14 protein-coding genes are annotated in these 11,916 nt (G+C 42.8%); all 14 read right to left on the bottom strand.

Features of this window, described 5'->3' with window-relative positions:
• Nucleotides 1-82 precede the first annotated feature (82 nt).
• The 14 genes from LIZ66_RS08130 to LIZ66_RS08070 all read right to left on the bottom strand — a co-directional run bounded on the left by LIZ66_RS08130 (nt 83) and on the right by LIZ66_RS08070 (nt 11,757).
• Entirely contained in the window at nt 83-895 is an 813-nt protein-coding gene (locus LIZ66_RS08130) for a polysaccharide deacetylase family protein (protein ID WP_227200693.1), read from the bottom strand.
• Nucleotides 896-1,167: 272 nt separating this feature from the next.
• Nucleotides 1,168-1,788: a cytidylate kinase-like family protein gene (locus LIZ66_RS08125; protein WP_227200694.1), complete on the bottom strand. Its 621-nt coding sequence runs from the start codon at nt 1,786-1,788 to the stop codon at nt 1,168-1,170.
• A gap of 218 nt (nt 1,789-2,006) precedes the next feature.
• Nucleotides 2,007-2,717, bottom strand: coding sequence for an ABC transporter ATP-binding protein (locus LIZ66_RS08120; RefSeq protein WP_195477682.1), 711 nt, complete (start codon nt 2,715-2,717; stop codon nt 2,007-2,009).
• Nucleotides 2,718-2,730: 13 nt separating this feature from the next.
• Entirely contained in the window at nt 2,731-3,489 is a 759-nt protein-coding gene (locus LIZ66_RS08115) for an ABC transporter ATP-binding protein (RefSeq protein ID WP_227200695.1), read from the bottom strand.
• 2 nt (nt 3,490-3,491) lie between these two features.
• Complete coding sequence (locus LIZ66_RS08110; protein ID WP_227200696.1) at nt 3,492-4,565, bottom strand: branched-chain amino acid ABC transporter permease; 1,074 nt, start codon at nt 4,563-4,565, stop codon at nt 3,492-3,494.
• Nucleotides 4,566-4,575: 10 nt separating this feature from the next.
• Nucleotides 4,576-5,460: a branched-chain amino acid ABC transporter permease gene (locus tag LIZ66_RS08105; protein ID WP_118578208.1), complete on the bottom strand. Its 885-nt coding sequence runs from the start codon at nt 5,458-5,460 to the stop codon at nt 4,576-4,578.
• A gap of 391 nt (nt 5,461-5,851) precedes the next feature.
• Nucleotides 5,852-7,012: an ABC transporter substrate-binding protein gene (locus LIZ66_RS08100; RefSeq protein WP_118578207.1), complete on the bottom strand. Its 1,161-nt coding sequence runs from the start codon at nt 7,010-7,012 to the stop codon at nt 5,852-5,854.
• 48 nt (nt 7,013-7,060) lie between these two features.
• Complete coding sequence (locus LIZ66_RS18555; RefSeq protein WP_255610517.1) at nt 7,061-7,189, bottom strand: hypothetical protein; 129 nt, start codon at nt 7,187-7,189, stop codon at nt 7,061-7,063.
• A 349-nt stretch (nt 7,190-7,538) separates the two neighbouring features.
• On the bottom strand, nt 7,539-7,895 hold the full coding sequence (gene rplT / locus LIZ66_RS08095; protein WP_117850812.1) for a 50S ribosomal protein L20: 357 nt from the start codon (nt 7,893-7,895) through the stop codon (nt 7,539-7,541).
• A gap of 40 nt (nt 7,896-7,935) precedes the next feature.
• A complete protein-coding gene (rpmI, locus tag LIZ66_RS08090; protein WP_117850817.1) occupies nt 7,936-8,133 on the bottom strand; it encodes a 50S ribosomal protein L35 in 198 nt (65 codons plus the stop codon).
• A gap of 88 nt (nt 8,134-8,221) precedes the next feature.
• The gene (gene infC, locus LIZ66_RS08085; RefSeq protein WP_118578206.1) at nt 8,222-8,716 is read right to left on the bottom strand and encodes a translation initiation factor IF-3; all 495 of its coding nucleotides are present in this window, start codon (nt 8,714-8,716) and stop codon (nt 8,222-8,224) included.
• Between the two features lie 504 nt (nt 8,717-9,220).
• Nucleotides 9,221-10,414, bottom strand: a complete 1,194-nt coding sequence (locus LIZ66_RS08080; protein WP_021425046.1) for a tyrosine-type recombinase/integrase — start codon at nt 10,412-10,414, stop codon at nt 9,221-9,223.
• A 78-nt stretch (nt 10,415-10,492) separates the two neighbouring features.
• Nucleotides 10,493-10,696, bottom strand: a complete 204-nt coding sequence (locus LIZ66_RS08075) for an excisionase (RefSeq protein WP_002607397.1) — start codon at nt 10,694-10,696, stop codon at nt 10,493-10,495.
• Entirely contained in the window at nt 10,696-11,757 is a 1,062-nt protein-coding gene (locus LIZ66_RS08070) for a replication initiation factor domain-containing protein (RefSeq protein WP_308768395.1), read from the bottom strand. Before LIZ66_RS08070 ends, LIZ66_RS08075 begins: the two co-directional genes overlap by 1 nt.
• Nucleotides 11,758-11,916 lie beyond the last annotated feature (159 nt).

Below are 11,916 nucleotides of genomic sequence, written 5' to 3'. Positions count from 1 at the left end.
ATGATTTCTGTGCATCGCGAAGCGCGTTACTGTGAACGGAGTGAACAGTAACACATTACCAATGAACATCTTTAACGATCTTTTACGGCAATATCAGCTCCTCTACAGTCACGAATTCATATTCTTCTGCCATCAGAAGATCCACAATCTGAAGCGCTGCATCTACTGAGCTTTGGTAAGCATCATGCATCAAGATCACTGCCCCGTCTGACACTTCCGACCGCACAATTTTCATAATCGAATCTACATTTTTACTCTTCCAGTCCAAAGTATCCACATCCCAGAGTACAGGAAACATCTCCACATAAAAATCCAGATTTTTTCGCCACTCCCCATAGGGCGGTCTTAACCATGCCGGGTACACACCTGTGATTTCAAAGATTTTCTGGTTGGTTGTCTCAATTTCTTCTTTTGCTGCCTGCTTTGAAATCTTATCCAGCTGTACATGATTGTATGTATGATTCCCGATCAGATGACCTTCCTCCTGTATTTGCTTCACCAAGGCCTCTTTTCCCTCAATATTCTTCCCCATGAGAAAAAAAGTAGCATGAACCCCTCTCTCCTTCAGCCCTTTCAGAAGCAGCGGCGTATATTTACTGTTAGGACCGTCATCAAAAGTCAGAGCTGCTTTTTTCTTTTCCGTCACATTCTTTTCCAAAGTATCTTCCAGCTTCTTTTCTGACCTTCTATTCCTAGCCCCTATCACTTTGTCACTGACAGTTTTTTCCTCTCTTTTTCCGTTCCCCTTCTGCGCACCTTCCTGTTCCCGCCCGGCACAGGTATATTCCTGCACTTCTTTTGCATTCTCCCGGATTCTCACAGTTTCCAGCCTTGCCAGCAGCACCGCCAACGCGATAACTTCTACCCACATCACCAGATGTCTTTTTTCCTTCATATCCCGCCGCCTGACATCTGTCTTTCCTGATAATATATGTTTATGAAATGTAAAAAAGAATCCTGCTTGCAGGATTCTCCGCCTGCGGTGGGTCGCCTCGAGCGACAACTACCTTTCCGCCGCAGTGCGATCCTGCCCGGTAGGGCTTTTAATGTAACAGGAAATCCAAACGGAATTTCCTGTTACATTAAAAAGCACTGGCAATCTCTTTCAAAATCACCAGTGCTCTTTCTTTTGTTTTCCCATCATATGCTTCTATGTGGCAAAGCCTGTTATTTTTTCAGCAGCTTCAGCTGATTTTCAATTTCTTCGATGCATTTCTCATATCCAAGCTTACTGCTATCCAGGCACAGATCATACTGAGTGGCATCCTTCCATTCCTCACCTGTAAATCTGCGGTAATACTCATCCTTACGCTTGTCATCCTTCTGAAGGAATTTTTCGATCTCCTTCTGGCTCATACTCAGCTTCTCAGCAGCCTTTTCCATTCGGAAATCCCAATCAGCGTGGATAAATACACGAAGCACATTTGGATAATCCTTCAAAATATAGTTGGAGCATCTTCCGATGATCACGCAGGACTCCTTCTCAGCCAGTTCACGGATGATCTTTGCCTGATAATTAAACAGGTTCTCATCAGAGGTGAAGTCCTTACTCTGAGGCGAGATCAGCTCACCGCTGTAAATTCCATTCTTCCCGAAAAGCGGTTTTTTTGCGCTGGAATACTCATCTACTCTTCCAAAAAGAGTTTCATGAATTCCGCTGTCCTCAGATGCCATGCGGATAATATCCTTGTCGTAATATCCAATCCCTAATTTCTTCGCAAGCATTTCACCAACGGTACGTCCACCGCTTCCGTACTGTCTTGCAATTGTAACTACGAAATTGTCCATTTCTCTCCTCCTTATTACACTGGCCAGCTTTCTAAAGCGTTGTTTTTTCCATTCTTTCCGGCAACAATAAAAATCACCTGGCCAGATTATTTTCCCAAAGACCTTACTGTTCACGACCTGTCCAGTAACCGCTTCGTGATGCACCAGATTCCCGAAAGTTCTGTAAACTTTGTTCACAAAACGGACATGTCGCCTATCAGCTGTCAGATCTGCAAATTTTATTCACCCAGATAAGCCTTCTGTACCGCTTCATCATTCAGCAGGTCGCTTGCTTTTCCACTCATTGTGATCTTGCCAGTCTCAAGAACGTATGCACGATCTGCGATAGAGAGGGCCTTCTTCGCATTCTGCTCTACAAGAAGTACCGTAGTACCACTTTCGCTTACCACACGGATAATATCGAAGATCTCATTTACAAAGATTGGGGAAAGTCCCATGGATGGCTCATCCATTACGATCAGTCTGGGTTTACTCATAAGGGCACGACCCATGGCAAGCATCTGCTGCTCACCACCAGAAAGTGTACCGGCACGCTGTCCTTTACGCTCTTCCAGACGCGGAAACCTTTTATAGACTCCTGCAAGGCTTTCCTGGATCTCAGCTTTATCTTTTCTCGTATAAGCACCCATGATCAGGTTCTCATATACACTTAAATCTGAAAAAACACGACGTCCCTCCGGAACGTGTGCAATTCCCATTTCAACAATCTTATGGGCTGGAACCCTGGTAATATCTTTTCCTTCAAAAACAACGGAACCTTCTTTTGCTGAAAGAAGACCTGTAAGTGTCTGCAGTGTAGTGGTTTTTCCTGCACCATTGGCACCGATCAAAGCAATAACCTCGCCCTGGTTTACCTCAAAGGAGATTCCTTTTAATGCCTGGATTACACCATAATATACGTGTAAATCTTTTACTTCCAACATTGCCATTTCTTTTTCCTCCTTATTCGCCCAGATATGCAGTAACAACAGCAGGATCTTTCAGAACCTTTGCTGTCTCACCCTGACAGAGAACCTGTCCGAAGTTTAATACAGTCAGTTCCTCACAGATACCGCCAACCAGCTTCATATCGTGTTCAATCAGAAGGATCGTCATATTAAAATGATCTCTTACAAACCGAATGGTATCCATCAGCTCCTGAGTCTCATTGGGGTTCATACCGGCAGCCGGCTCATCCAGAAGGAGAAGCTTGGGATCTGTGGCAAGCGCTCTGGCAATTTCCAGCTTACGCTGTTTACCATAAGGAAGGTTTCCCGCAAGAATACCAGCCTCCTGATCCAGATTAAACACTTTCAGGATCTCCATAGCGCGCTCGTTCATCTCTTTTTCTACTTTAAAATACTTGGGAAGTCTTAAGATTCCGGTTAAAGTAGAATATTTATAATGATTATGCAGACCAGCCTTTACATTGTCCAGTACGGTCATATCTTTAAAAAGTCGAATATTCTGGAATGTTCGTGCAATTCCAGCTTTATTAATATCGATAATACTTTTTCCGGTGATATCCTGCCCATCCAGCTTGATAATTCCCTCTGTTGGCTTATAAACACCTGTAAGAAGATTAAATACGGTTGTTTTTCCAGCACCGTTTGGTCCGATCAGGCCGTAAAGCTCGCCTTTTTCGATTTTCAGTTGAAAATTATCTACAGCATGAAGGCCGCCAAACTGTATGGAAAGATTATTTACCTCTAACATTGCCATAATTAAGCTGCCTCCTTTTCTTTCACGTGACCTTTGATTTTTTCAATAATACGGCTTCTGAAATCTCTTGCTGCAGGAGCCCAGTTGAAAAGCATCATTGCGATCATTACGATTGCATAGATCAGCATACGGTAGGTGGAGAATCCACGAAGCAGCTCGGGAAGTGCATAAAGCACAATCGTTGCCAGAATACTTCCGCGAAGATTTCCCATACCACCAAGAATTACATATACCAGAATAGTGATGGACATGTTGTAGTCAAAAATAGAAACCTTCAGCATGGAAAGGTTGTGGGCATAAAGTACACCTGCTACACCGGCAATTGCAGCGGAAATAGTAAATGCAAGCAGCTTATTCTTTGTTACATTGATACCGATGGACTCAGCTGCAATACGGTTATCACGGGTAGATGTAATGGCACGTCCGCTTCTGGAGTTTACCAGATTCTGGATAACAAACAGAACAACCAGAATCAGAATCACACCGATCAGGAAGAAATAATCCTTAATATCTTTATATAAGGTTGCAGTACCGGAAACACCGAGAGCACCCTTGATGATCTGTTTTCCGCCTGGATCCAGCTTCAGATTGGCTGCGCTTGTTGCAACGTGAAGCCCTTTATCATCCACACCAACATACAGAATATTGATCAGGTTCTTGATGATCTCACCAAATGCCAGGGTTACGATCGCCAGATAGTCTCCCCGAAGTCTCAGTACCGGGATACCGATCAGCACACCGAAGACAGCAGCCACGGCAGCACCTACCAGCAATGCAAGAATCAATCTTGGAACAGACGGAAGCACATCACTGGTAACATGGGAAAACAGAGCACTGGAATAGGCTCCAACGCACATAAATCCTGCGTGTCCAAGACTCAGCTCTCCGGAATAACCGACTACCAGATTCAGGGAAAGAGATGCGATAATGTACACACAGATGGGTACCAGAAGGCCGGTAAGCAGTCTGGACAGGTTTCCTGTGGAGGAAAGGATCTGTACCACAACGAAGATTGCGATTACCATGCCATATGTAATAAAATTGTTTTTTGTTGTTTTGTTCATATTTTTTTTCATATCGGCCACCTCATACTTTCTCCTGGATGTTCTTGCCGAACAGACCAGATGGTTTTACAAGCAGCACGATGATCAAAACTGCAAATACAATTGCATCTGCAACCTGAGAGGAAATATAGGCCTTACTGAAAATCTCAATAACACCAAGGAGAATTCCTCCAACCATTGCTCCTGGGATAGAACCTATTCCACCGAATACTGCCGCTACGAAAGCCTTGATACCAGGCATTGCGCCTGTATAAGGAGTCAGTGTAGGATATGCGGAGCAAAGAAGAAGTCCTGCAATTGCAGCAAGTCCGGAACCGATTGCAAAGGTAAGGGAAATGGTTGCATTTACGTTGACACCCATCAGCTGTGCGGCGTCACGGTCCTCGGAAACAGCCTGCATGGCACGCCCCGGTTTTGTTTTCTTTACAAAAAGCTGAAGACCAACCATAATCACAATACAGGCAAGGATTGTTACGATCGTAACACCTTTAATCGTAAGCTGTCCGCCAAACAGCTCCAGAGACGGAACATTGATAACCGGAACAAAGCTCTTTGCATCTGCGCCAAAAATTAAAAGCGCCAGGTTCTGAAGCAGATAGCTGACACCGATTGCAGTGATCAGAACTGCCAGATTCGATGAAGCCTTACGAAGAGGTCTGTATGCAACTGCCTCAATGACAACACCGGCAACAGTACAGATCACAACAGAAAGAATGATTGCCAGGATTGGTGACATACTGGCTTTGGTAACTGCGGTAAGAATTACAAATGCTCCAACCATGATAACATCACCATGTGCAAAGTTCAGCATTTTTGCAATACCATATACCATTGTATAGCCGAGAGCGATGATCGCATAAATACTGCCCAGGCTGATACCATCTTTTAAATAGGATATAAAACTCATAATGCACCTCTTAACTGGATTTATTACTGTAGATAGTAACTGATTTTTCTTTTTCACGAGCGTGTTTGAAAATTCATTCCCGGCTTTTCCCACTGTAAAGCTTCCTGTCACTTTCTGACACGAAAAAGCGGAAGTAAATTTTCAGACACGCTCCAGTTATTTACTATGAATGTCCCGGACGGCAGCTGACTTTCCTATATCATGATGTCGCCGACAGGCCACCTGTCCGTTTGTTGTCTCAGACTGAAACAACAATCATTTTTGTAATTGCAAAGAAGGAGACGGACCCACAGGTAACCGTCTCCCCCTTGCTAACGGCCATCCCCTGCGCAATCAGGGAAATGGTTAAAGCCTCTGCCGTATGACCGGCACAATGGCTCTATTCTTATAATTACTCCATAGAAGCGTAAACGCCATCTTTGATCACATAAGCCTTAGGTGCTTTATCGCACTCACCGTCTTCTGTCCATTTAGCTTCTCCTGTAAGACCATCAAGAGTAATATTCAGCATGGAAGCAGACATTGCTGCACTGATGTCTTCATTTGACATATCTGGTGTGATGCCAGCATCATTTGCTGCTGCCTGCATAGCGTAAAGTACATCATATGTATCTGCAGCAAACTGATTTGGTGTCTCACCATTGTTTGCATCGCCATATGCTTTAACAAATTTTACAGTTGCCTCATCATCGCCTGTAGCAGAGAATGGTGTCAGAAGCATAACGCCTTCTGCAAGAGATTTATCAAAGTTCTCAACATTCAGGATTCCATCCATACCATCAACACCAAAAATCTTCATGTCAAGACCAAGGTCATGAGCCTGCTGAAGAATCAGAGCGTTGTCAGAATAGTAGTTCGGAAGGAACAGGAGCTCAGCGCCACTGTCTTTGATCTTTCCAAGCTGTACGGAAAAGTCTGTGTTGTTATCTGTTGTGTATGCTTCATCAGCTACAACCTCAAGGCCGTAATCAGCGCAGGCTGCAACGAATGCATCATGTACACCTGAGTTGTAATCAGCCATGGAATCGTAGAGGGTAGCTACCTTCGTAGCAAGACCTTTCTCAGAAATATACTCAGCAGATTTTGTTCCCTGCATTGGGTCTGTAAAGCACATACGGAACTCATTGTCACCAGCGGTAATGCTGTCTACTGCTGTTGCAGACGGTGTGAAGAGGAATGTACTATCAGCTGCCTCTGCACCTACTGCGATACAAGCACCGGAGGTAACAGTACCGCAAAGCATCTGCATTCCTTTGTCAAGAAGGTCATTGTAAGCGTTAACTGCTTTCTCCGGATCTCCCTGATCGTCACCAGCGTCAAGGATTTCTACCTGATATCCATTGAATCCGCCGTTTGCATTGATCTCATCTGCTGCGATCTTAGCTGCATTATATACACCATTACCATACTGTGCATAATCTCCTGTCATAGGTCCGATGACACCAATCTTGAAGGTTTCCTCGCTCTCTGCAAATACAGATACAGGTGTTACTGTGGATACTGCCATTGCTGCAGCTGCAGTAATGCTGAGTACTTTTTTCAGATTTCTCATAATAAATCTCCTCCTTAATTTATGTAAGAGCGTCTGTCATCTCGCCTCTCATGGTGCCCAAGGCATATCCGAAAAACATGGCATGCAGATTGCAGGAATGATTTTTGGAACAGGTTCTGCAACACTGAGATAGTATAAAAGCCCACTGGTGGTTTCCCAGCCGGCTTTGGCTTCCATAACTTCTTCTCTTTACTACTTTAATGTTATGATTATAGCATTCTGTTTTTTTGATTGCAATAGAAAATTTTATAGTTTTTTTAGAATTGCAAAAGAAATTTCCGTTACAATGACCAATTTTTTCTGTTTATGTTGTTTCTGTGACGTACAAACGTACGTTGCAGGGCATACTTTCATGCTGATTTCATATTTTGTATTATACTCATATTGGAATGTGTTTAAAATCAATTCGGTCAAAATTAACTGCAAGGTGAGGCGTTCAGATTGCAAGAATGATTTTTTGCAGGCTCTGGGATAAAAAAAAGGAGATGGTCACCCATCTCCCATTCAAATATCCTATTTATTTCAATTAAGCAATTGCTTTCTTAGCGATCTCAGCAAGTGCTGCGAATCCCTGAGCATCATTTACAGCCATCTCAGCAAGCATCTTTCTGTTAATGTCGATGTTTGCAACTTTAAGGCCGTGCATCATTTTGCTGTAGGATAATCCGTTCATTCTTGCAGCAGCGTTGATACGTGCGATCCAGAGCTGTCTGAACTGACGTTTCTTCTGCTTTCTTCCAGCGTAGGAGCTGGTAAGTGCACGCATAACAGACTGTTTTGCTACTCTATACTGTTTGGAACGAGCTCCTCTGTAGCCCTTTGCCAGTTTTAATACACGATTATGTTTCTTCTTTGCGTTTAATCCGCCTTTAATTCTTGCCATTTCTTATTTTCCTCCTGTTCGTCTTCTTCTATGCTATATCTTATAAATACGGTAATGCTTTCTTCATGCTCTTAACATTAGTAGAATCAACAACAGTAGCTTTTCTGAGATTTCTCTTTCTCTTCTGAGATTTCTTTGTTAAGATATGGCTCTTGTAAGCTTTATTTCTTACTAATTTTCCTGTTCCTGTTTTTTTGAAGCGCTTTGCTGCTGCTCTACAAGTTTTAATTTTTGGCATTGTAATTTCCTCCTTAATATCGTATCTATTTAATGTCCCTCATCCAGCCTGACACCCTCAGGGTGTCTCTCCAAATGAATGCAACATCCTAGTGTTTCTGTGCTAAAAACATTGTCATGCTTCTGCCTTCTACCTTAGGTGCCTTCTCAACTACAGCAATGTCCTTCAGCATATCGGCAAAATCATCCAGAACGTGCTTGCTGCTTGACATGTGTGCCATCTCTCTTCCGCGGAAACGAAGAGTAACCTTCACTCTGTCGCCCTTGGTAAGGAATTTGCGCGCTGCCCCAGCCTTTGTATTCAGGTCATTGGTATCAATATTTGGTGAAAGACGCACTTCTTTGACATCGATGGTCTTCTGCTTTTTCTTGGCTTCTTTCTCTTTTCTGGCAAGTTCGTAGCGATATTTACCATAATCAATGATCTTACATACCGGCGGCTTTGCCTGTGGGGCAATCTTTACTAAATCAAGCTCTGCCTCCTGAGCTTTGGCCATTGCTTCTCTTGCGGACATAATTCCGAGCTGCTCTCCGTCCGGTCCGATTAAGCGTACCTCTTTGTCTCTGATTTGTTCGTTAATCATTAAATTGCTAATTGTCGTGCACCTCCATACCTGATAGATGATCTGTTCTGATCCAGTTTTTAACTTCTGGACTCTCATTCCCCTTCGCAGGAAGAAATTCCTGCCTGATACCTGACGCCGCAAATATAAAAAAAGTGCGGACAGAATCCACACTTCTCCTATTACACTCGCGAACTAAGTCACGCGCTGCTGTGCAATATGAACCCGAGCCGCATCTAAGTATGCGCTGAGGTGAGAGTGAACTCTGCTTTCTTTTCATCACGTACTGTCGTATAATATCATGCCTTATTGTGAAAGTCAAGATGTTTTTTTATTTTTTCTAATAATTTTTTTAGATGAAATTATATATGTCTTTTTGACTATCTTTTTATATCTTCTTAAATGTCCGCAAAGCCTTATTTTATAGGCTCTACGGGCATTTTGCTTTTGTGGTAAACCTCACATATCTAGGTCTATCTTCTTATATTTTCGCTATCAAGCGTGGTTAAAATCGTGGTAAATACTTCATGCGATTAGACGCTGAACCTCTGATTTTGCGGTATCTATGGACGCATGAGCGTACCAGTTCATTGTGATACTGATATTTGAATGTCCCATGATATACTGTAAATCTTTTGGGTTCATGTTCTTGCTTGCCAGCCTTGTGCAGAATGTATGGCGTAGCGTATGCGGTGTGATATGTGGCAAGGGATTGTCCTTGTGGTGCTTGTTGTATTTCTTTATCATACGGACAAATAAGGCGTTGTAATCAATCGCAACTTTGGGCTTGCCTTTATGATTGACAAATAGGAAATTGCTCCGTCCGTCTATCACAAATGGTTCTGCCTTTGGGTGTTTCTTCATAACCCGTTGAAATGCCTGTATTGTTTCTCTGCTTAATGGCACTTGCCTTATTCCGCTCTTTGTTTTAGGCGTTTCAATATAATAGCCCTGTTCCTTGCTCTTTAGTAACTGGTGGTCGATAATCACAACTTCATTCTTAAAATCAATATCGGCTACTGTCAGTCCGCACAGTTCCGAGATACGAAGTCCTGTCTTTAACAGTATCAGCACATCATCATAATACTTGTGATACACATTGTCCGTCTTGATGAATGAGAGTAAGGCTTGTTCCTGTTCCTCTGTCAATGCGACTTTCTCTTTGGTATCATTTTCTAGGACTTCACTTAACTTGAAATCAAAAGGGTTTTTCCTTACACAATCGTCTTGTATGGCGATATAGAATGACGCTTTTAACGAGCGTTTATGGTTGTTAATGGTGTTATAGGAAAAGCCTTTGTCTTTCATGCGTAACGCCCATTCCTTAGCGTCAGAGGGTTTTATCGTATCAATGCTCCTAGCACCTAACTTATCCTCTTTCAATAACCGCATGAGTTGTTCCCGTTGTTTCATTGTGCTTTTCTTCACATTTGCCCTTTGTGCGTTCTGTTTGGCATAGAGTTGACAAAGTGTCATTTTCTTGCCTGTGCTGTCGATACCGTCCTCAATATCCCGTCTTATCTGCTGTTCCAGTTCACGAAGTGAGAGTTTTTCCCGTTTTCCCTTTGGTGTCGGGTCTGTGGGTGTCAATCTCCAAGCATACACATATTTTGTGTTTCCAAATGCGTCCACATATTTATATAAGTATTTTCCGTCTGTTCGTTGGCTCTCTCCAGTATGCAGGATACGTCCTTTGTTATCCCGTCTTTTTTCTTTCATGGTGTCTGCTCCTTTCCTTGTTGGAAAGAACCTTGATATGACTTGTGTTCATCATAACACATACAAGGCTCATTTGCATTAGATTGCGTCCAATTTATCAATAACCTGTTCAAACTGTCGGCGTTTAATCTGTATGCGGTTGCCATTCATAATGAGCCAGCCAGCGTCCTTGTTTTCCTCTGCCAATCGTCTTAACTTGTTTTCTCCGATACGGAAATACTTTGACGCTTCTTCAATGGTAAGGGTGTATTTTTCCCATACGGGAATATCGTTGTTATTCATCAGATACCCCCTTTCCCATGTTTCGTGTCATACTGGATATAGGGGATAAGGTCGGTGCGGTTTATCCTCTGTAAATGGGCGGTTAATTTACTGGAAAGGGAATTGCTGTATCTTGCCTTATCAAGCATAGTTCCCACTTTTTCCAGTCCACCTAATGCGTCATGTTCTTCCAAGAAGTAAAAACTTTTGACAGCGGAAATCACGCCACCCTCTGTGAGCCATTGCTGTGTTTCCTCAAGGGAATTTTGCTGTTTTGGTACTTGCAGTTTCAAGACTTCCACAGCCCCTAAAAAGCGTTCCCAAAATCGACACGTTTTCCACCTGCTTTTATTACTTTCGTTTCTGTTTGGCACGACAAAGCGTAGGTTGTTTGCCAGTAGCCCGAAAGCCAGTTCCCCAAGTTCCAGCGGTCTGTCCTTGAATGTCATGGCAAAAGCATGAGCCTTATCATCACGCAGTTGCATTTCTGTCCGTTTCCAACTGCCGACTTCCTCAAGCGTCTTATTATGTTTTGAACAGACTTCTTTATCCTTATCATAAAAGCGGTAGGATAATCCAGATTTTCCAGCACCGATATAAACAGTCTTTGCGGTGTCGAAATCGTCAAACTTGCTTTCATCAAAGTGGTAGCCCTCACTGTTTGAGATAAATTCCTCTTTTTCGCATTTCTTCTTTATCTGCTCAATGGTAAAGAATGGCTTTTCGTTCTTATCGTCAATGGCAATATCAAGTCTTGTGAAATGGAAATTATCCAGTCCGTATCTTCGCTCACAGCGTCGGAACATATCCCCAAAAGTATAATTCCTACTGTCGAGAATACGGAAAATATCATCACAACCTCTGCCAGTCATAACAAGATAACAGCCTAGCCCCTGTGGGTTGTCCTCTGTCTTTCTTGCGTCCCCCGATACATAAATATCTCCAATCTGCCAGCGTGCTTGATACGTCTTGAATTTAACGCTTGCCGGATAGACATTAAAAATATCAGTTGGTAAACCTAAAATGTGCATGATTACATCTTCAGCGGTTACAGTATCAAATACAATGCTGATGTAATCAATCTTAACGGATAAATTTTTGTGTGTAGTTATAGTGCATTTCTCCTTTCGTATGCCCCGTTTTTTTTGCGGGGTAAAAATTGTGTTTTTTCCTTTATTTATCACAGTTTCTAGGTACTATGACATGTATACGCAGGGCGGTGTTACATATACGCCCCTTAC

Source organism: Blautia faecis, assembly GCF_020554845.1.
GTDB classification, from domain to species: domain Bacteria; phylum Bacillota; class Clostridia; order Lachnospirales; family Lachnospiraceae; genus Blautia_A; species Blautia_A faecis.
The sequence above is the reverse complement of the archived record's forward strand: the minus strand, read 5'-3'. Positions and strand labels throughout refer to the sequence as shown.